The sequence below is a fragment of the Kitasatospora sp. GP30 genome, assembly GCF_029892145.1.
In the GTDB taxonomy this organism is placed as follows: Bacteria; Actinomycetota; Actinomycetes; order Streptomycetales; family Streptomycetaceae; genus Kitasatospora; species Kitasatospora acidiphila.
On the sequence record NZ_JARZAH010000002.1, the window covers coordinates 463359 to 482725 of the forward strand.

At 73.3% G+C, this 19367-nt stretch carries 18 protein-coding genes and 2 riboswitches; of the genes, 12 read left to right on the forward strand and 6 right to left on the reverse strand.

Going from position 1 to position 19367, the window contains the following annotated elements:
* Positions 1-34: 34 nt before the first annotated feature.
* Positions 35-154, forward strand: a riboswitch (SAM riboswitch).
* A gap of 51 nt (positions 155-205) precedes the next feature.
* A complete protein-coding gene (locus tag P3T35_RS05430) occupies positions 206-1573 on the forward strand; it encodes an aminotransferase class V-fold PLP-dependent enzyme (RefSeq protein ID WP_101379975.1) in 1368 nt (455 codons plus the stop codon).
* Between the two features lie 46 nt (positions 1574-1619).
* On the opposite strand, the gene P3T35_RS05435 is transcribed toward P3T35_RS05430, so the two are convergent.
* Complete coding sequence (locus P3T35_RS05435; RefSeq protein ID WP_101379974.1) at positions 1620-1901, reverse strand: Lrp/AsnC ligand binding domain-containing protein; 282 nt, start codon at positions 1899-1901, stop codon at positions 1620-1622.
* Positions 1898-2671 (reverse strand): rhomboid family intramembrane serine protease, encoded by a 774-nt coding sequence (locus tag P3T35_RS05440; protein WP_280704406.1) that lies wholly within the window; start codon positions 2669-2671, stop codon positions 1898-1900. The genes P3T35_RS05435 and P3T35_RS05440 overlap by 4 nt, the downstream gene beginning before the upstream one ends.
* A gap of 171 nt (positions 2672-2842) precedes the next feature.
* On the opposite strand from P3T35_RS05440, the gene P3T35_RS05445 reads away from it, so the two are divergent.
* From P3T35_RS05445 to P3T35_RS05470, 6 genes are all read left to right on the forward strand, one after another.
* Positions 2843-3088 carry a hypothetical protein gene (locus P3T35_RS05445; protein ID WP_101379972.1) on the forward strand — a complete coding sequence of 82 codons (246 nt, stop codon included), beginning with the start codon at positions 2843-2845 and terminating at the stop codon, positions 3086-3088.
* 113 nt (positions 3089-3201) lie between these two features.
* The gene (locus P3T35_RS05450) at positions 3202-4611 is read left to right on the forward strand and encodes an NYN domain-containing protein (protein ID WP_101379971.1); all 1410 of its coding nucleotides are present in this window, start codon (positions 3202-3204) and stop codon (positions 4609-4611) included.
* A 199-nt stretch (positions 4612-4810) separates the two neighbouring features.
* Positions 4811-5836, forward strand: coding sequence for an NlpC/P60 family protein (locus P3T35_RS05455; RefSeq protein ID WP_101379970.1), 1026 nt, complete (start codon positions 4811-4813; stop codon positions 5834-5836).
* 316 nt (positions 5837-6152) lie between these two features.
* Positions 6153-6305: riboswitch (cyclic di-AMP (ydaO/yuaA leader) on the forward strand.
* A 3-nt stretch (positions 6306-6308) separates the two neighbouring features.
* A complete protein-coding gene (locus tag P3T35_RS05460; RefSeq protein ID WP_101379969.1) occupies positions 6309-7400 on the forward strand; it encodes an NlpC/P60 family protein in 1092 nt (363 codons plus the stop codon).
* A gap of 177 nt (positions 7401-7577) precedes the next feature.
* Positions 7578-8657: a C40 family peptidase gene (locus P3T35_RS05465; RefSeq protein WP_180356413.1), complete on the forward strand. Its 1080-nt coding sequence runs from the start codon at positions 7578-7580 to the stop codon at positions 8655-8657.
* Positions 8658-8719: 62 nt separating this feature from the next.
* Positions 8720-9856 carry a hypothetical protein gene (locus tag P3T35_RS05470; RefSeq protein ID WP_101379968.1) on the forward strand — a complete coding sequence of 379 codons (1137 nt, stop codon included), beginning with the start codon at positions 8720-8722 and terminating at the stop codon, positions 9854-9856.
* Between the two features lie 14 nt (positions 9857-9870).
* Here the strand turns inward: P3T35_RS05470 and P3T35_RS05475 are convergent, their stop codons facing one another.
* A complete protein-coding gene (locus P3T35_RS05475) occupies positions 9871-11253 on the reverse strand; it encodes a glycosyltransferase 87 family protein (RefSeq protein WP_280704412.1) in 1383 nt (460 codons plus the stop codon).
* Positions 11254-11499: 246 nt separating this feature from the next.
* Between P3T35_RS05475 and P3T35_RS05480 the strand changes: the two genes are divergently transcribed.
* Positions 11500-12654, forward strand: coding sequence for a glycosyltransferase family 4 protein (locus P3T35_RS05480; RefSeq protein WP_101379967.1), 1155 nt, complete (start codon positions 11500-11502; stop codon positions 12652-12654).
* Between the two features lie 87 nt (positions 12655-12741).
* On the opposite strand, the gene P3T35_RS05485 is transcribed toward P3T35_RS05480, so the two are convergent.
* Positions 12742-14535 carry an AMP-dependent synthetase/ligase gene (locus P3T35_RS05485; RefSeq protein ID WP_101379966.1) on the reverse strand — a complete coding sequence of 598 codons (1794 nt, stop codon included), beginning with the start codon at positions 14533-14535 and terminating at the stop codon, positions 12742-12744.
* Positions 14536-14862: 327 nt separating this feature from the next.
* Here P3T35_RS05485 and P3T35_RS05490 point away from each other — a divergent pair, with 327 nt between their 5' ends.
* The 4 genes from P3T35_RS05490 to P3T35_RS05505 all read left to right on the forward strand — a co-directional run bounded on the left by P3T35_RS05490 (position 14863) and on the right by P3T35_RS05505 (position 17935).
* Positions 14863-15297 (forward strand): SRPBCC family protein, encoded by a 435-nt coding sequence (locus P3T35_RS05490; protein WP_101379965.1) that lies wholly within the window; start codon positions 14863-14865, stop codon positions 15295-15297.
* On the forward strand, positions 15297-16475 hold the full coding sequence (locus P3T35_RS05495) for an ArsA-related P-loop ATPase (RefSeq protein WP_101379964.1): 1179 nt from the start codon (positions 15297-15299) through the stop codon (positions 16473-16475). The genes P3T35_RS05490 and P3T35_RS05495 overlap by 1 nt, the downstream gene beginning before the upstream one ends.
* Before the next feature lie 56 nt (positions 16476-16531).
* The gene (locus P3T35_RS05500; RefSeq protein WP_101379963.1) at positions 16532-16810 is read left to right on the forward strand and encodes a DUF5304 family protein; all 279 of its coding nucleotides are present in this window, start codon (positions 16532-16534) and stop codon (positions 16808-16810) included.
* A gap of 180 nt (positions 16811-16990) precedes the next feature.
* Positions 16991-17935: an ROK family glucokinase gene (locus tag P3T35_RS05505; protein WP_101379962.1), complete on the forward strand. Its 945-nt coding sequence runs from the start codon at positions 16991-16993 to the stop codon at positions 17933-17935.
* A gap of 61 nt (positions 17936-17996) precedes the next feature.
* Here the strand turns inward: P3T35_RS05505 and P3T35_RS05510 are convergent, their stop codons facing one another.
* Entirely contained in the window at positions 17997-18524 is a 528-nt protein-coding gene (locus P3T35_RS05510) for a hypothetical protein (protein WP_180356412.1), read from the reverse strand.
* Between the two features lie 27 nt (positions 18525-18551).
* Complete coding sequence (locus P3T35_RS05515) at positions 18552-19334, reverse strand: alpha/beta fold hydrolase (RefSeq protein ID WP_101379961.1); 783 nt, start codon at positions 19332-19334, stop codon at positions 18552-18554.
* Positions 19335-19367 lie beyond the last annotated feature (33 nt).

The window sequence follows — 19367 nt, forward strand, 5'->3', positions numbered from 1 at the left end:
CCGCGTCTCGACGGTGTGCCTAAGGTCTGCGTCAGGTCATGAGTGACAGCGCGACAAGCCCCAGCTTGCTGTCCGGCAACCCTCCGTCCGTGGCGGGGTGCCCTGGGTGAAGACCGGGCTCGGCGGCGACAGGTCCGCAGGGCAAGCGCGGACCACCGGACGACACGCACCCCCGGGGTCCTGACCCCAGGAGGAGTGCGTTCCCATGACGTCCACCCAGCTGATCGCCGACTGCGCCGCCCCGCTCGCCGTGCTCGGCGCCGACGTCCAGGTGCCGCTGGTCTCCGGTGAGAAGGTCGGCTACGCCGCGCTCGACTACGCCGCCAGTGCCCCCGCCCTGCAGCGGGTCTGGGACGACGTGGCCGGCTACGCCCCGTATTACGGCAGCGTGCACCGCGGCGCCGGCTACCTCTCGCAGCTCTCCACCGACCTGTTCGAGCAGAGCCGGCGGACCGTCGCCGACTTCCTCGACCTGCGCGACGGCGACCAGGTGGTGTTCACCCGGGCCACCACCGACTCGCTCAACCTGCTGGCCGCCGCGGTGCCGCCCGGCACCCGGGTGTTCGCCTTCGAGACCGAGCACCACGCCTCGCTGCTGCCCTGGCGGCAGGCCGGACTGGCCGTCAGCTACCTTCGGGCGCCGCGCTCGCACGCCGAGGCGGTGGCCGCACTGGACGCCGCGCTGGCCGAACACCCCGATGGCCCCCGGCTGCTCTGCGTCACCGGCGCCTCCAACGTCACCGGCGAGCTGTGGCCGGTGGCCGAGCTGACCGAGACGGCCCACCGGCACGGCGCCCGGGTGGTGCTGGACGCCGCGCAGCTGGCCCCGCACCACCGCGTCTCGGTGCGCGAGCTGGACGTCGACTGGGTCGCCTTCTCCGGCCACAAGCTCTACGCCCCGTTCGGCGCCGGTGTGCTGGCCGGCCGCGCCGACTGGCTGGACGCGGCCGAGCCCTACCTGGCCGGCGGTGGCGCCTCGCGGACCGTGGCGCGGCAGGCGGACGGCGCGGTCGCCGTCGAGTGGCACCGCGGCCCGGCCCGGCACGAGGCCGGCTCACCCAATGTGATCGGGGCCTATGCCGTCGCCTCGGCCTGCCGGGCGCTCGCCGAGACCGGCTTCGACCGGCTGCGGGCCCATGAGCAGCTGCTGATCGACCGCCTCACCGCCGGCCTCGCCGAGATCCCCGAGGTCCGGGTGCTCAACCTCTTCGGGGACGGCGCGCCGCGGGTCGGGGTGCTCTCCTTCGTGGTGAGCGGCTGGAACAGCTCGCACTTCGCGGCAGCGCTCTCCGCCGAGTACGGGATCGGGGTGCGGGACGGGCTGTTCTGCGCGCACCCGCTGGTGCGCACGCTGCTGGGGTCCCAGGATGCGGCCCCCTCGGCGTGCGGGGCGCCCGAGCCCTCGCTGCCGGGGGAGGGCAGCCTCAACGCGATCCGGGTCAGCTTCGGGGCCGGCACGCCGGGGGAGCACGTGGACCGGTTCCTGGCCGCGGTGCGCGAGCTGGTCACCGACGGGGCGCGCTGGACCTACCGCAACGAGGGCGGCCGCTGCGTCGCGGACACCCGGCGCTGAGCAGCGGGCACCCGGCGTCGAGTAGCGGACACCCGCCGCCGGGCCGTCAGCTGTCCAGGCCGATGGCGAACGCCGCCTCCAGGTCGTGCTGGGAGTAGGTGCGGAAGGCGATGTGGGTCTCGGTGCTCACCACGCCCGGCACCTTGTTCAGCCGGCCCGGGATCACATCGGCCAGATCGTCGTGCCGGCGCACCCGGACCATCGCCACCAGGTCGCACCCGCCGGTCACCGAGTACACCTCGCTCACCCCGTCGATCGCCGCGATGGCCTCGGCGATCTCGGGGGTCCGGTCGATGCTGGTCTTGATGAGCACAATGGCTGTGATCACGGCGTGGCTCCTGGTTGGGGGATGGGGTCAGGGTATCGGGCCCGGCGGCCCAGGGCCCAGAGGGCCAGGAACCCGCCGGCGAACCCGATCACATGTGCCAGGTAGGCGACCCCGGGCTCGCCCTGGCGCGCCGACCACCACTGCATGGCGAACCAGAGGCCCAGTACCAGCCAGGCCGGAAACCGCAGCGGCAGGAAGAACAGCACCGGCACCAGCGCGGTCACCCGGGCCTTCGGATAGAGCCGCAGGTACCCGCCCAGCACCCCGGCGATCGCCCCCGAGGCGCCGACCAGCGGCCGCAGCGCCTGCGCCCCCGAGTGCGCGGTGACCGCGTAGCCGTAGGTCGCCAGCAGTCCGGCGGCCAGGTAGAAGAGGAGGAACCTGGCCCGCCCGAGCCGCTGCTCCACCGCCGGGCCGAAGACGAAGAGGAAGAGCATGTTGCCCAGCAGGTGCAGCCAGCCGCCGTGCACGAAGAGCGCGCTGACCGCGGAGACCGCGGGCAGCTTGTCCGGGGTGGGCTGCGGTGGGCAGCCCGGCAGCACCGGTGCCAGCCGGGTCAGCTGGGCGGGCGTCAGCGGACGGTCGGTCAGCAGCTCCGCCGGGATGGCACCCCAGCGCTGCTGGTAGCGCTGGGCCGCGCAGGCCCGGGCGGCGGGCTGGGTGCCGTAGGCCGGGTTGACCCCGCTCGGCCCGGCCAGGAAGACCAGGCAGTTCACCGCGATCAGCACGTAGCAGACCAGCGGCACCGGCTGCGCTCGGGTCGGGAGCATGAGCCGATCCATTCCGCGCCGCACCAGTGGTGACACCCCGGTGTACGGCGAGCGGGTGAGCCGTCCAGCAGGTGGACGGTCCGCTGTCCGGCGGCCGGCGCCGGCAGCTCAGGCCCTAGGCTTGGGGCCCTGGCCGGAACCCGCTCCGGACCAGCGATCGAGAGGACCCCCATGCCTGTCCCCGTGCCCACGGCCGAGACCCGCTGGCGCTGCACGCTCTGCGGCAATCTGACCCGATTCGACGTGACCAAGTCCTCCCGGGTCGTCGAGTTCGTCCACCTCGACCTGGCCGGCGAGCCGCAGGTGGAGGAGCGCGAGGTGCTCACCGAGACCCTGGAGTCGGTGCGCTGCCGCTGGTGCAACGCGGTCGACCAGGTGGAGCTGGTGCCCCGGCCGGACGCCGCCGAGGAAGCCTGACACCCTGGACCCGCGAGGGTGCCGTGTCGTGCGTGGTGTTCGTGGCATGCCGCACACGAGACAATTGCACCGAGCGGTGTGTCAGGAGACCAGGGATCGGAGCCGAGGACGCGATGGACGCAGCGAGTCAGGCCGCCGAGCCCGAGGGGCCCCAGCCCGCCGGCGGTGAGCCGCTGCCGGCCGACGTCCCCAGCGAGGCCGGGGCCGGGCCGGCCGAGCAACTGGACCGCCCGCTCCCCGAGGGCGTGCGCCGCCGGGTGGTGGGGCTGGCCGCCGACGCGCTCGGCGGGCTGCCGCTCACCGAACTGCCGGCCACCCTGCGCCCGTACGCCAAGTTCACCGCCGCCCGCCGCGCCCGGTACGCCGGCACCGCGGTGGCCGCGGCGCTGGAGGCGGACCCGGTGTTCCGGACCCGGATAGCGGACCGCCTGCGGGCCGGCCAGCCGGACCTGGTGGCGGCCCTGGAGGCCGGCCAGGTGCCGGGCGCCGCCGAGCCGCTGGACGTGGCCGCCGCCGCCTACCTGCTGCGCACCCGCGGCTGGACCCGCCTGGTGGCCGAGGCCGGCGAGCAGGCGGAGCGGGCCGAGGTGGCCGACGCGGCCGCCGAGGCCGCCCGGCTGCTGGAGAAGCTCCAGGAGGAGCTGGCCGCGACCAAGGCGCTGGCCCGGGCCGACCTGGAGCGCCAGCGCGCCGAGGGGGAGGGGGTGCGCCGGGAGCTGGAGGCGCTGCGCAAGAAGGTGCGCAGTCTGGAGAGCGACACCCGCCGGGCCCAGGCGGAGAGCCGCAAGCTGCAGGGCGAGCTGGACAGCGCCAAGGCGGTGGCCGCCACCGAGCGGACCGGCCTGGAGAGCGAGAACCGCCGGCTGCGCCACCGGGTGGCCGAGCTGGAGAGCACCCTGGAGTCCGGCCGCCGGTCGGCCCGGGAGGGGCGCAGCGTGGCCGACATGCGACTGCGGCTGCTGCTGGACACGGTGCTGCAGTCGGCTCAGGGGTTGCAGCGCGAGCTGGCGCTCCCGGTCACCCAGCTGCATCCGGCCGACCTGGTGGACGCGGTGGTGCCGGGCACCGCCTCGCCGCACGATGTGGCCCGGCGCGGGCTGGCCGAGGACGATCCGGCGCTGCTGGACCAGCTGCTGGCGATTCCTCAGGTCCACCTGGTGGTGGACGGCTACAACGTGACCAAAACCGGCTACCCGACGCTGCCGCTGGAGCAGCAGCGGCTGCGGCTGCTCGGCGGCCTGGCGATGCTGGCGCAGCGCACCCAGGCCGAGGTGACCTGCGTCTTCGACGGGCAGGACCTGGACGTGCCGGTGATCATGGCGCCGCCGCGCGGGGTGCGGGTGCGGTTCAGCCGGACCGGGCAGACCGCGGACGAGCTGATCCGCCAGCTGGTCCGGGCCGAGCCGCAGGGCCGTCCGGTAGTGGTGGTCTCGGCCGACCGCGAGGTGGCCGACGGCGTGCGGAAGGCCGGCGCGCGCCCCGTCTCGTCGGTCCTGCTGCTCAACCGCTTGGCGCGCAGCTGAGCCGCTGTGCGCCTACCGCCGGTTCGACCGTCGCCAGTCGAGCGCCGGTGAAGGCCCGGTAAAGGCCGTTCGACCGAAGGTGGTTCGCGGCCGGGGGAGTAGCGCAGGGTTCTGATGTTCAGTAGGGTCCGGCGTCAAACCTATTTTTCCGGCCACTCACCCGATCAGGTAGGCGGTCGGCAGAAGAAGGAGCGGTCCAGTGGCGTCCCACCGCCGTCCCAAGCAGCCGAGTCGTGCGCGGGTCTACGTGTTCACCGCCGCTGCGGCGACGGCGGTCGCCCTCTCCGCGCAGCCCGGCGCCTGGGCCGACCCCAAGCCGTCGGTGGACGACGTCAAGACGCAGATCGACGGGCTGAACCAGCAGGTCGAGGCGGCGTCCGAGAAGTACGACGGGGCCAACGAGCGCGCCACCCAGCTGCGCCAGCAGGCCACCCAGCTGCAGGACCAGGTGGCCCGCACCCAGCAGCAGGTGACGGACCTGGAGTCCGGCCTGGCGGCGGTGGCCGGCGACCAGTACCGCAGCGGCGGGATCGACCCCGCGGTCCAGGTGATGCTCAACTCCAACCCGCAGACCTACCTGGACCAGACGGCCAGCATGCAGATGGCCACCACCTCCGAGACCGACGCGCTGAAGTCGCTCATGGACCAGCAGCGCAAGCTGGACCAGGAGAAGAAGGAAGCCGCCGACACGCTGGCCGAGCTGGACCGCTCGACCCAGGAGCTGAACGCGGCCAAGACCGATGTGCAGGGCAAGTTGGCGGCGGCGCAGCAGCTGCTGGCCTCGCTGAGCGCGGCCGACCGGGCGGCGGTCACCGCCGGCGACCACGCCTCGCGCAGCGACGTCCGCACGCCGATCGGCCTGCCGCAGGCCGGCGGTTACGCGGGCAGCGCGGTGCAGCAGGCGCTGACCCGGCTGGGCGACTACTACGTCTGGGGCGCCACCGGCCCGACCACCTTCGACTGCTCGGGCCTGATGGAGTGGTCCTACGCGCAGGCCGGCGTCTCGCTGCCGCGCACCTCGCAGGAGCAGGCCACGGTCGGCACCGCCGTGCCCAGCCTGGCCGACGCGCAGCCCGGCGACCTGGTGATCTACGGTGCCGACGCGCACCACGTCGGGATGTACATCGGCAACGGCAAGGTGGTGCACGCCCCGCACACCGGTGACGTGGTGCGGATCGCCGACGCTGCCTCGATCGGCCCGATCAAGACCATCCGCCGGGTCTGATCCGACCCGCTGACTCCCCGTCGATCCGTCTGGCCGGCCCTCCTGCTGAGGGTCGGTCAGCGCGGGTCCGGGCCCGCGTGGTCCGTGCTGTGAGCTGGGACACCTGTTCGTCTGCGTCTTGGTCACCACTGGGTGATGCGCTTATCACGGACAGTCAAAGTTCGTAAGTAATTCCGACAAGGATTTGAACACATCACGGACCTGTTACTAGGGTCGGCTCCAGACCGATGCGATGGCGATCACCCGACCCGGGTGGCAGCGGAGGTCCCGCCGAGTTCGGAAAGCAGCCCGGGCAGTTGACGGCCCGAGGGGAGTCCCTGCGGGGGTGCTGTGGACCGGAGCCGGGGAACCACATGTTCCTCCGGGGTGAATCGGCGCCAGGTCGGCCCGCGGGCCGGTGAGGCGTCGTAGGGCATGCTTCCGGCCCGAACCCGTCAGCTCACCCGGTAGGCGGCCCGAGGAAGAAGGATTCGTGGCGTCCCACCGTCGTCCCAAGCCCGTCGGCCGAACTCGCGCGTCGATCCTGACCGCTGCTGCGGCGACCGCCGTCGCCCTGTCCACCCAGACCAGCGCGCACGCCGACCCGGCGCCGACGCTGGACCAGGTGAAGACCCAGGTCGACGACCTCAACCAGAAGGCCGAGGCGGCCAACCAGGCCTACATGACGGCCCAGTCCAAGCAGCAGACGCTGCAGAAGCAGGTCAGCGACCTGCAGGACCAGGTGGCCCGGCAGCAGGACCAGGTGACCAACCTGCAGAACGGCCTGGCCGGTGTGGCCGCCGACCAGTACGCCAACGACGGGATATCCCCGACGGTTCAGCTGATGCTGAACGCGAATCCGGACAGCTTCCTCAATCAGGCCGGCTCGATCAACCAGCTGAACACCAGCCAGGGTGAGACGCTGAAGGAGCTCCAGCAGGAGCAGCGCAAGCTCGACCAGGACAAGGCCGACGCGAGCGGCAAGCTGGCCGAGCTGGACTCCACCACCGCCCAGCTGAAGTCCGCCAAGGATGACGCCCAGGCCAAGCTGAAGGCCGCCCAGGACCTGCTCAACTCGCTGACCGAGCAGCAGAAGCAGGCCATCGCCGCGCAGGAGGCCCAGGCCGCCGCCGCTGCCAAGGCCGCCGCCGCCAAGGCCCAGGACCAGGCGAGCCAGCAGGACGCCGCCTCCCGCGGCAGCTCCCGCACCGACCTGAGCAGCATCCCGGCCGGCTCGCACGCGCAGGCCGCGATCGCCGCCGCCGAGTCCGCGCTGGGCTCGCCGTACGTCTACGGTGCCGCCGGTCCGTCCTCGTTCGACTGCTCGGGCCTGATGCAGTGGGCCTACGCGAAGGCCGGCGTCTCGCTGCCGCGCACCTCCGAGGAGCAGGCCACGATCGGCACCAACGTGGGCACGGACATCGCCAACGCGCAGCCCGGCGACCTGATCATCTACTTCGCCGACGAGCACCACGTCGGCATGTACGTGGGTGGCGGGCAGATCATCCACGCCCCGCACACCGGCGCGGTCGTGCACTACGAGAACGCCACGGTGATGCCGATCGCGGCCATCATCCGCGTCTGACGCGTCCCTGACGGTTCGTCAGGAAAGAGCCCGGTCCCCGCTTCGGGGGCCGGGCTCTTTCGGCTGAATGTCCGATTCTTGGTCAAATATTCGTATCGGCGGGGGTTTGGACTCGTCCGTCCCGACTCGCTAACGTCGGCGCGGATCTGTTCCGCCGCCGATTGGAGTCGTCAGCCCATGACGATGCCGCAACGCCCGGTGCTCCCGGGCCGCACTCCCCAGCAGGGCGCCGAGCGTCGGCTCTCCCGAGTGCTGGCGGTCACCGCCGCCGCGACCACGGCGCTGGCGATAGCGGCGGGCGGCGCGGCGCAGGCGGCGCCCGGCGGCCCCGGACCGGACCGGGCCGGCGTCAAGGCGCAGGTCGACCAGCTCTACACGGAGGCCGAGCAGGCGTCGGAGCGCTCCACCGCCGCCGAGGACGATGCCAAGCGGCTGCAGCGCGAAGCGACCGAGCTGCAGACGGCGGTGGCCCGGGACCAGGAGGCGGTCACCGAGACCCGCACCGCGCTCGCCGAGATCGCCGCCGCCCAGTACCGCTCCGGCGGGATGGACCCGGCCGTGCAGCTGATGCTCTCCGGCGACCCGACCCGCTACCTGGCCGAGGCCCGCAGCCTCGGTCAGGCGGGTGAGCAGCGGGCCGACTCGCTGCGCACGCTCCAGCAGCAGCAGCGCGCCCTGGACCAGCGCCGCGCCGAGGCGACCGCCCGGCTGGCCCAGCTGGAGGCGGTCCGCAGCACGCTGGCGCAGAGCAGGCAGCAGCTGCAGGACCGGCTGAAGAGCGCCCAGGCCCTGCTCGGCACCCTGACCGCCGACGACCGGGCGCAGCTGGCCGCACAGGACGAGCGGGAGGCCGAGCAGCGCGCCACCCGCGGCACCGACCGGCTCGACCTGGGCAGTGCGCCGCCCTCCTCGGACCGCGCCGGCATCGCGCTGGCCGCCGCGCTGGGCAAGCTCGGGTCGCCCTACGTCTACGGAGCCACCGGGCCCGATGCCTTCGACTGCTCCGGTCTGATGTACTGGGCCTGGCGGCAGGCCGGAGTGACCCTGCCGCGCACCTCCCAGGCGCAGGCGTTCGGGGGGCGGCGGATCAGCCTGGCCGAGGCGCAACCGGGAGACTTGGTGATCTTCTTCAAGGACATGCACCACGTCGGCATGTACGTCGGCGGTGGCACGGTGATCCATGCCCCGCACCCCGGAGCCCAGGTGCGGTACGAGAGTGTCTCGGCGATGCCGGTCGCGGCGGTGGTGCGGGTCTGAGCGCCGTCGAGAGGCTGCCGCTGAAGAGCGCGGCACACCCCGGCGCGGCCAGTGGCACCGGGGTGTCGCGGCGTACCGCGCTGCTGCTGGTGGCGGGGGCGCTCACCCAGCTCTCGCTGCCGGCGACCGCCGCGCCGGGCACCGACCGGCGGTCGACGGACGGCCGGCTCGCCGCCGACCGGCTGACCGCGCTGCTCGCCCGCCGCGCCGACCGGCTGCGGACCGGCGAGCTGGCCGCGCTGCCGCTGGCCGAGCTCGACTACCGGCCGGTCGGCTGGGACGCCGGCACGGTCACCGCCGAGCTGCGGTACCGGCTGCTCGGCTACGACGACTACCCCGCGGTGCTGCAGCGCCGGCTCACCCTGGCCGGCGCGGCGGTGACGGGAGAGGGCGTGGCCCCGGACGCGGCCGCGGCGCCCTGGGACCTGGGCGCGCCCGACCCGGTGCGCGGGGCGCACTGCCTGGTGCTCGGCCCCGCCGGGCCGGCCGAGCTCGGCGCGCTGGCGGCGATCGGCGACCGCGCGGTGCCGGCCGTCAGCGCCGTCTGGGGGACTGGCTGGGCGCAGCGGCTGGTGCTGCAACTGCCCGGCAGCGAGCCGCAGTTCGCCCGGCTGCTGGGGGTCGACCCGGGCTCCTACCAGGACATAGCCGCGGTGACCAGCGCGGCGGCCGGTGCGCCGCTGCACACCCCCGCCGACCGGGTGATGGTCAATCCGGACGCCTTCCGGCAGCTCAGTGAGGTCGGCAAGCAGGTGGTGATCACCCATGAGACCACCCATGTGGCGACCCGCGGCGACACCCACCCCTGGACCCCGCTCTGGCTCTCCGAGGGGGTGGCGGACTGGACCGCCTACCTGACCACCGGCCGCACCGCCCGGCAGATCGCGCCCGAGCTGACCCAGGACGTGGCGGCCGGCAAGCTGCCCACCGCGCTGCCCGCGGACAGCGACTTCACGGCCGGCGCCCAGGGCATAGCGCAGGCCTATGAGCTCGCCTGGCTGGCCTGCGACCTGATCGCCCGGCGGCACGGCCGACCGGCGCTGGTCGACCTCTACCGCGCGGTGGGCGCGGCCGGGCCGGGCGCGGTGCGGGACCAGCGGCTCGACCAGGTGTTCCAGCGGCAACTGGGCTACGGGCTGGCGCAGTTCACCCGTGACTGGATCGGCGAGGTGGAGCGGCAGCTGTCGCCGCAGGCCTGAGGTGGCCCCGGCGGTCAGTCGTCCAGCAGGCTCTGCTCGTAGGCGATGCCCGGGCGCACCGGGTAGGAGGACTGCTCGGGGCCGGGAAGCACCGAGGTGACCGCGGTCGGCTCGGGCCGATCGCCCCGGGTGCTGAGCCAGAGGCGGCGGCAGGAGACCACGGTGGCGGCGACCAGCAGCAGGTTGCGCGCGGTGATGGTGGCCACGCCCAGCGGGTGGCTGTTCACCGTGTCGCCGAAGTTCAGCGGGAACTCCAGGGTGGTCAGCAGCGTGGTGATCAGGATCATGACGGCCACCGGGCGCTGGCTGGTGCCGCGCACGGTCAGGCAGACCGCGGCCAGGCCGACCAGCCACACCATGTACTGCGGGCTGATCACCCGGCTGGTCGCGGTGAAGATCAGCAGCGCGGCCAGCGCGGCGTCGTAGGTGGTGGCCGCCTGCCAGCGGCGGGCCCGCAGCCGCCAGTAGAGCAGCCAGCCGAAGCCGACCGCGGTGCCGGCCAGCGCGACCTTGGAGATGACGCTGACCCAGGGGCCGAGCATCTCCACCGAGCCGTAGTTCATCTGCACCTGGCCGTGCCAGGCGCCGAACAGCCGCGCGAAGTGGATCGGCAGCGCGCCCACCGACTCCACCTCGATGCCGCGGTTGGCCTGGAAGGTGAGGAACTGGAAGGCACCGTTCATGCCGGCGGCGAGCAGGAAGGCCAGCGAGGAGAGTGCGGCCAGTGCGCCGGTCCAGGAGCGGGTGGTGCGGCGCCCGCGCGGGGTGCCGGCCAGGGCGACCAGCGGCCAGAGCTTGAGCAGGCCGCCGAGGCCCAGCAGCATGCCGCCGAGCACCGGGCGGCGCAGCAGCACCAGCAGGCCGATCACCGCGATGGCGGTCACCAGGATGTCGTAGCGGTTGTAGACGGTGGGGCCGAGCAGCGGCACGCCGACCACCCACATCCACCCGCCGGCCAGGCTGCGGCCGCGGCGGGCGCCGGAGCGGACCAGCAGCACCATGGCCGCCGCGTCGAAGATGCCGCAGCACACCCAGAACGAGACCAGGTACGACCACGGCAGCAGGCCCGGCAGCAGTATCACCAGGGCGGCGCCCGGCGGGTACTGCCAGGTCACGTCGTCCATCGGGAAGGTGCCGGTCTGCAGCACCTCGTACCAGGCGTGGTAGATCAACGTGATGTCGGTGCTCACGTCCAGGCCGATCTTGATCACGCCGGTGATCATCAGTACGACCAGGGTCCTGCTGACCACCCAGCCGGCGCTCACGGCCCACAGTGCGCCCCGGGCCGGGGTCGTCGAGCTGATGGCGGTGGCGCCTTCGGCGGGCGGAGCGGTCAGTGCGACGGTGCTACTGCCAACGCTGCCGGCCCGATCGTCCGGGCCGTCCTCCGCCAACACCACTGAGCTCCCTCATTCATCTCGCCATACGTCCGCGCCGGACCAGACCGACGCTGACTGGTCGTACGTCTGTCCGTACGCCTGTCGCCCTGCCTGTCTTCTGCATCTGTCTACCGGTTAGGACTGGCCCGGCAGGAAAACGGTTGCGGCCTGCACGTCCGTTCCCGCCGCGACGGCATGGTGACCTATCGTACGGACCGGTGGGGGAGAACCGTGCACCCCCCGACCGTGCGAGGCGTGGCCAGTATGCCGAAAACCCTCATCGTCACCAACGACTTTCCCCCGCGCCCAGGCGGAATCCAGCGCTTTGTCCACAGCATGGCGGTGCGCCAGCCGGCCGATGAGATTGTGGTGTATGCCTCATCATGGCGCGGCTCGGGCGACGCTCCCGATCGGGTGACCCGGCGGTTTGACGCGGAGCAGCCCTTTCAGGTGATCCGGGACCGGGCCACCATGCTGCTGCCGACCCCGCGCGCGGCCCGGCGGGCGGCGCAGATCCTGCGGGCCGAAGGCTGCGACTCGGTGTGGTTCGGCGCGGCCGCCCCGCTCGGCCTGATGGCGCCCGCGCTGCGCCGGGCCGGCGCCCGGCGGCTGGTCGGCATGACGCACGGTCATGAGGCGGCCTGGGCCCAGCTCCCCGGCTCGCGGCAGATGCTGCGGCGGGTCGCCGAGGGCACCGACACGCTGACCTACCTGGGGGAGTACACCCGGCTGCGGATCGCGGGCGCGGTCGGCCCCGGACCGGCGGCGCGGATGGCGCGGCTGCCGCCGGGGGTGGACGAGCGGGCCTTCCACCCCGGCTCGGGAGGCGAGGCGGTGCGGGCCGCGCTCGGGCTGACGGACCGGCCGGTGGTGGTCTGCGTCTCCCGGCTGGTGCGGCGCAAGGGGCAGGACACGCTGATCGCCGCGCTGCCGCGGATCCTGGCGGCCGAACCGGAGACGGTGCTGCTGATCGTCGGGGGCGGGCCCTATCTGCCCCGGCTGCGCAGGCTCGCCGAGTCGCTCGGGGTGGCCGACTCGGTGCGGTTCACCGGAGAGGTGCCGTGGCCGGAGCTGCCGGCGCACTACGGGGCCGGGGACGTGTTCGCGATGCCGTGCCGGACCAGGCGCGGCGGGCTGGACGTGGAGGGGCTCGGGATGGTCTACCTGGAGGCCTCGGCGACCGGGCTGCCGGTGATCGCCGGGGACTCCGGTGGGGCGCCGGACGCGGTGCGGGAGGGCGAGACCGGGTACGTGGTGCCGGGGCGGGCGCCGGAGGAGCTCGCCGAGCGGGTGGTGCGGCTGCTGCGGGACCCGGCCCTGCGGCGCAAGCTCGGCGAGGCCGGGCGCGCCTGGGTGGAGGCGGAGTGGCGGTGGGAGCTGCTCGCGGGGCGGCTGCGGGGGTTGCTGGTGGCTGACTGAGCGCTTGCTCGGCGCAACGCGCCAGGCGCCTGGATACGACTGAGCGCTTGCTTAGCGCATACCGCTGAGCAAGCGCTCGTCACACCACTACTTCTGGTACAGCGCCTCGACCTCCGCCGCGAAGTCCTTCAGCACCACATTGCGCTTCAGCTTCAGCGACGGCGTCAGATAGCCGTTCTCCTCGGAGAAGACGGTGTCCAGGATGCGGAACTTCTTCACCGCCTCGGCGTGCGAGACGGCCTTGTTGCCCTCGTCCACCGCCTCCTGGAGGGCGGCCAGCAGCTGCGGGTCCTCGCGCAGCTCGGCCACCGTGGCGGGCTGCCGGTCGTTCAGCTCCAGCCACTTGGGCAGGAACTCCTCGTCGACGGTGATCAGGCAGCCGATGAATGGCCTGCGGTCGCCGACCACCATCACCTCGCCGACCAGCGGGTGGGCCCGGATCCGGTCCTCGATCACCGCCGGGGCGACGTTCTTGCCGCCCGCGGTGATGATGATCTCCTTCTTCCGGCCGGTGATGGTCAGGTAGCCGTCGTCGTCGATGCTGCCGATGTCGCCGGTGGCGAACCAGCCGTCCTGCAGCGCCTCGGCGGTGGCGGCCGGGTTGTTCCAGTAGCCGGTGAACACCTGCGGGCCCTTGAAGAGCACCTCGCCGTCCTCGGCGATCCGGCACGCCGAGCCGGGCACCGGCTGGCCGACCGTGCCGATCTTCGGCTTGTCGGCCGGGTTGAAGGCGGTGGCAGCGGCCGTCTCGGTCAGCCCGTAGCCCTCCAGCACCGTGAAGCCGATGCCCCGGTAGAAGTGGCCGAGCCGCTCGCCGAGCGGTGCGCCGCCGGAGATCGCGTGGGTGGCCCGGCCGCCGAGCGCGGCCCGCAGCTTGCTGTAGACCAGCTTGTCGAAGAGTGCGTGCTTCAGTCTGAGCACCAGCCCCGCGCCGCCCTGGTCCTGCGCCCGGCTGTAGGCGATCGCCACATCGGCGGCCTGGTCGAAGATCTTGCCCTTGCCCTCGGACTGGGCCTTGGCCCGCGCCGTGTTGAAGACCTTCTCGAAGACCCGCGGCACGCCCAGGATCAGCGTCGGGCGGAACGAGGCCAGCTCGGCGGTGACGTTCTTGATGTCGCTGACGTGTCCGACCTTGGTGCCGGAGATCGCGGTGGCGATCGGGGCGATCCGGCCGAGCACGTGGGCCAGCGGCAGGAAGAGCAGCACCGACCCCTCGCCCTGGACGAACAGCTGGGGCATCCGGGCCGTCACATTGCCCAGCTCGTGCAGGAAGTTGCGGTGGGTCAGCTGACACCCCTTCGGGCGCCCGGTGGTGCCCGAGGTGTAGACGATGGAGGCGATCGAGTCGGGGTTCAGCGTGGCCCGGCGCTCGGTCACGGTGGCGTCGGCCACCTCGGCGCCCGCCGCGGCCAGCTCCGCCAGCCCGCCGCGCTCGATCTGCCAGGTCTGCCGGAGCTCGGGCAGCCGCTCCCGGACCGACTCGACCACGGCCGCGTGGCCGTCGGTCTCGGTCAGCACCGCGACCGCGCCGGAGTCGCCGAGGATCCACTGCACCTGCTCCGCGGAGGAGGTCTCGTAGACCGGCACGGTGATCGCGCCGGCGCACCAGATCGCGAAGTCGAGCAGCGTCCACTCGTACCGGGTCCGCGACATGATCGCGACCCGGTCGCCCGGCTGGACGCCGGAGGCGATCAGGCCCTTGGCCGCCTGGTGCACCTCGGCCAGGAACGCGGCCGCGGAGACGTCCTGCCAGCGGCCGTCCACCTTGCGGGCGAGCACCGCGTTCTGGGGGCTGCGCTCGGCGTTCTGGTGGATCAGGTCCGAGAGGTTGCCACCGCTTGGTACCTGGTAGAGGGCCGGAAGGCGGAACTCGTCGAGCACTGCTGCTCCTCGTCTGCGACGCTGCGGGACGGCAGGACGTTACTGCCCAGTAGTCGGATTCCGATAGAGGGTCAGGGCGGGTGTTCGAAGTGTCACATCCACGGACGAACCCTGACCGAACGTCGACCGTTGTAATTTGCACGATACGGCAGCGACCGGATGACCTCGGACGGCGGCGGCGCGGTGGCCGTCGGCCGCCCACCGGTGGTGACTCCTCGGTAACCCCCGCAGGCACAGGGGCCCAGCCCGCGCGCGATAGCCTTCGGGTGCATTGACCGGCACTGACGACCGGCCCGGGACACACGCGGGATACACGGAGGCCCACCCATGGCGGAACACACCAGGTCGAGCATCGTCATCGCGGCGACCCCGGCCGAGGTGATGGCGGTGATCGCCGATTTCGAGGCGTACCCCGCCTGGACGGGTGAGGTCAAGGAGGTCGAGGTGCTCGGCTCCACCGAGCAGGGCCGCGCCGAGCAGGTCCGGCTGCTGCTGGACGCCGGCGCGATCCGGGACGAGCACGTGCTCGCCTACACCTGGGACGACGACCGCGAGGTCTCCTGGACCCTGGTGAAGAGCCAGATGCTGCGCTCCCTGGACGGCTCCTACACGCTGGCCCCGGTGGCCGGCGGCACCGAGGTGACCTACCAGCTGGCCGTGGACGTCAAGATCCCGATGCTCGGCATGATCAAGCGCAAGGCCGAGAAGGTGATCATCGACCGCGCCCTGGCCGGTCTGAAGAAGCGCGTCGAGAACCCCTGATGCCGCGTCTGGTGCTGGTCACCGGGGACGCCGCGGCGATCCCCGCGGTGGCCGCCGCGAGTGCCGTGCACGCCGCAGGCCGGGGTGAGCGCACCCTGCTGCTGGCCGCCGACGACCCGCACCGGCTGCTGGACGAGCACCTCGGCACCCGGCTGAGCACCGCCGACACGGAGGTCAGGCCCGGCCTGTGCGCGCGCCGCCTCGACGAGCAGCAGGCGTTCCGGCAGGCCGTGGCCGGCCTGGACGGGCGCCTGCGCACCGGCTACGACCTGCTCGGCGTCGACCCGCTGGAGCCCGACGAGCTGACCGCGCTCCCCGGCACCCGCGCGCTCGCCCTGCTGCACGCCCTGCGCGGCCCGGCCGACGGCCGGGCGTACGACCAGGTGGTGGTCGCCGCCCCGCCGCCCGCCGAACTGACCGCCGCCCTCGCCCTCCCCGAGCAGCTCGACCGCTACCTGGCCCGGCTGCTGCCCGAGCAGCGCCAGGCCGCCCGCGCGCTGCGCCCGCTGCTGGCCGCGGTGGCGGGGATGCCGGCGCCCGCCGAGTGGCTGCACGCCGCCCGCGGCTGGGCGGCCGCCGAGCTGGCCGCCACCCGGTCCGTGATCGAGTCGCCGCACACCTCGGTGCGGCTCGCGGTGAGCGCCGCCGACTGCTCGGTGCGGGGCCTGCGCCGGGCCGCCGCGGGGCTGGCGCTGTTCGGGCACCGGCTGGACTCGGTGGCCGTGCACGGCGCGCTGCCCCGGCGGGCGGCCGACTCCGCCGACCCGTGGCTGGCCGAGCAGGCGGCGGCCGAACGCGACCGGCTGGCCGCCATCGATCTGGGTGTGCCGCTGCTGACCGCCGACCGCAGCGCGCACCAGGTGGACGGGCTGGCGGCCCAGCTGTTCGGCGACCGGCCCGCGCCGGAGCCCGCCGAGCGCTGGCCGTGGACCGCGCAGGACCGCCGCGCCGAGGACGGCGTGCTGGTCTGGCGGCTGGCCGCGCCCGGCGCCGACCGCGCCGACCTGGAGCTGGTGCGCCGCGGTGACGAACTGGTGGTCGGCCTCGGCCCGTACCGGCGGATCCTGCCGCTGCCCGGCGCGCTGCGCCGCTGCACGGTGGCGGGCGCCGCGCTGCGTGACGGCGAGTTGACGTTGCGCTTCGCACCGGACCCGGCCCTCTGGCCCGAGCGCGGGTAGCCGGTAGCGTCGAACTCGAGGATCGCTGGAGAACGATCACTGGAGAGAGACGCGTCATGAACGATTCAAGCCCTGTCGACAACCCTCTGGTCGACGAGGTGCGCAAGCTGGTGTCGGCCGCCGGAGAGCAGGCCCAGCAGGTCCTGGGCCGCTTCCGGGACGACAACCCCGAGGTCTACCAGCACCTGGCGGCCGCCGGGAACGAGTTGCTGGCCGCCTACCGGGCGGTTCTCGACGGCCAGGAGCGCCGCTGGTCGCAGCCCGCGCCGGCGGATTCCGAGCGGATCGACCTGGATGGCGAACCGGACGCCGGGCCGGGCAGTCGAGACGTCTAGACCTTATGACCGTGCGGCATCCGGCGGCTACTGACCGGATCGAATCGTACGACTTTTGAAGCCTCTCGGCGGGGTTCCCAGGACGTTGGCTTCGGATAATGTATGGCGAAGTGTGTACTGGAGCACGGCCGGGCGGTACCGTTTCCGCTCATCGGGCACGAGCGAATGACTGAGGGACACATGGCTCTGACCATCGGCGTCGACGTCGGCGGGACCAAGATCGCGGCCGGTGTGGTCGACGAGAGCGGCGAGATCCTGGCGCGCACCCGGGTGCCCACTCCGGCCGACCCGCAGTGGGCGGTCGACGCCATCGCCCAGGCGGTCCGCGAGCTCAAGGAGGAGTTCCCCGAGGTCGTCGCGGTGGGCGTGGGCGCCCCCGGCTTCGTCGACCGGGACCGCTCCACGGTGATCTTCGCGCCCAACATCGCCTGGGAGAACGAGCCGCTGCGCGGCCGGATCGAGGAGCTCACCGGTCTCGACGCGGTGGTGGAGAACGACGCCAACAGCGCGGCCTGGGCCGAGTTCAAGTTCGGCGCGGCCGCCGACCACTCCGACATGGTGCTGATCACCGTCGGCACCGGCATCGGCGGCGGCATCGTGCTCGACGGCCGTCTGCACCGCGGCCGGTTCGGCGTGGCCGGCGAGATCGGCCACCTCAACATGGTCCCGGACGGCCTGCCCTGCGGCTGCGGCGGCAAGGGCTGCTGGGAGCAGTACGCCTCCGGGCGGGCGCTGCGCCGCTACGGCCGGGAGAAGGCCGCCGCCGACCCGGTGGCCGGCAAGAGGATGCTGGAGCTCAACGAGGGCGTCGCCGAGACCCTGCGCGGCATCCACATCACCGAGGCGGCCGAGGACGGCGACCCGCTCGCCCTGGAGGTCTACGAGGAGGTCGCCGACTGGCTCGGCCGCGGCATGGCCGACCTCGCCGCCCTCTTCGACCCGGGCGTCTTCGTGCTCGGCGGCGGGGTCTCGGACTCCGGCCGGCTGCTGCTCGACCCGGTCGCCAAGGCGTTCGAGCGCTATCTGACGGGCGGCGCGCTGCGCCCGCGCGCCGAGGTGGTGCTGGCCTCGATGGGCTCCGCCGCCGGCATCGTGGGCGCCGCCGACCTGGCCCGCACGCGCTGACGCGCCATCAACACGCCGCTGCCCCCGGGAGGTTCCTCCCGGGAGCAGCGGCGTTCGGGCGTCACACCACCGCGCCGCCGTTCGGGGGCTCGGGGTCGTCGGGGTCGCGGTCCTTGAGGCGGGCGATCAGGGTGACGAAGCCGGCGAGGAAGGCCGGCAGGCCGACCCAGGCCGGCCAGCCGGCGACCTCGTGCCAGAAGAAGACGTCGAACAGCAGCAGGGCCGGACCGCCGAGGACGCCGATCCAGGCGAGCTTGGCGGTGGTGTCGCCGGTCGGCAGCGGAGGCGGCTCGGGCGGGACGAAGTGGCCCTCGTCCGGATCCTCGGCGGCCGCCCAGTCGCGCGGGCCGGCGGCCGGGGTGCGGGGACGCGGCTGCGGCGTGAAGCCGGCCACGTCGGTGCGGCTGCGGATGTTCTCGATCTCGGGCCAGTCCGGGCGGCTCAGGTCGACGGGGTCGTCGAACTGCGCCACCAGGGCGGCGAAGATCGCGTCCTGCTCGGCCTGACTGGGGGTCGGCCGCGGCTCGGTGTCCTTCGGGCGCTCCTCGCCGTCGCCCGCGGGGGTGTTCTCCTGCTCGTGCTCGTGCACTGCCGGCCCTTCGGTCCTGGTGGGCCCTCAGCCCCGCTGGTCGGTGGCCTCGGTGGGCTTCGTCGCCCTGGACAACCGCCGGACGAACCCGAGGGATTCCCCGAAGATCAGTTCGGCGTCGTGGTCCAGGGTCGCCACGTGGAAGCTCTGCTCGCAGAGCCGCTCCGTCACATCGACCGAGGATATCCGGGCGAGGACCAGAGCGGAGTTGGCCGGCGAGACCACGTGGTCCTGCGGGCTGCGCAGCAGCAGCACCGGTTGGCTCACCGCCGGCAGCGCCTGCTGGACCTCGCGCCAGAACCGGCTCAGCGACCAGGCCGCGTGCAGCGGGACCCGGTCGTAGCCGAGCTCCACGGTGCCCGGGCGGGCGATGTCACTGGCGATTCCCGGGCGGCTCGGGATCAGATGGCGCAGCACCGGCAGCAGCGCCGTCGCCGGGTTGTCGGACCGCACCGAGGGGTTGACCACCACCACGCCGCTGACCCGGTCGCCGTGGTCGGCGGCCAGCTTCAGCGCCAGGCCGCCGCCCATCGACAGCCCGAAGACGAAGACCTGCTCGCACTCCTCGGCGAGCAGCAGCAGCTCCCGCACGGCCTCGGCGTACCAGTCCTGCCAGCGGGTGACCTGCAGGTCCTGCCAGCGGGTGCCGTGACCGGGCAGCAGCGGCAGCGAGACGGTCAGACCGGCCGCGGCCAGCCGCTCGGCCCACGGCCGCAGCGACTGCGGGCTGCCGGTGAAGCCGTGGCAGAGGAGCACGCCGACCGGACCGGCGCGGTGGTGGAAGGGCTCGGCACCGGGCAGCAGGGGCATCCGGGGCTCCTCGGCGAGGGATCGGGTAGATCC

Coding starts and splice junctions, on each gene's coding strand:
- P3T35_RS05515 (WP_101379961.1), bottom strand. CDS start 19,334: ATGCCCCTGCTGCCCGGTGCCGAGCCCTTCCACCACCGCGCCGGTCCG.
- P3T35_RS05430 (WP_101379975.1), top strand. CDS start 206: ATGACGTCCACCCAGCTGATCGCCGACTGCGCCGCCCCGCTCGCCGTG.
- P3T35_RS05505 (WP_101379962.1), top strand. CDS start 16,991: ATGGCTCTGACCATCGGCGTCGACGTCGGCGGGACCAAGATCGCGGCC.
- P3T35_RS05500 (WP_101379963.1), top strand. CDS start 16,532: ATGAACGATTCAAGCCCTGTCGACAACCCTCTGGTCGACGAGGTGCGC.
- P3T35_RS05440 (WP_280704406.1), bottom strand. CDS start 2,671: ATGCTCCCGACCCGAGCGCAGCCGGTGCCGCTGGTCTGCTACGTGCTG.
- P3T35_RS05495 (WP_101379964.1), top strand. CDS start 15,297: ATGCCGCGTCTGGTGCTGGTCACCGGGGACGCCGCGGCGATCCCCGCG.
- P3T35_RS05490 (WP_101379965.1), top strand. CDS start 14,863: ATGGCGGAACACACCAGGTCGAGCATCGTCATCGCGGCGACCCCGGCC.
- P3T35_RS05465 (WP_180356413.1), top strand. CDS start 7,578: ATGACGATGCCGCAACGCCCGGTGCTCCCGGGCCGCACTCCCCAGCAG.
- P3T35_RS05445 (WP_101379972.1), top strand. CDS start 2,843: ATGCCTGTCCCCGTGCCCACGGCCGAGACCCGCTGGCGCTGCACGCTC.
- P3T35_RS05450 (WP_101379971.1), top strand. CDS start 3,202: ATGGACGCAGCGAGTCAGGCCGCCGAGCCCGAGGGGCCCCAGCCCGCC.
- P3T35_RS05480 (WP_101379967.1), top strand. CDS start 11,500: ATGCCGAAAACCCTCATCGTCACCAACGACTTTCCCCCGCGCCCAGGC.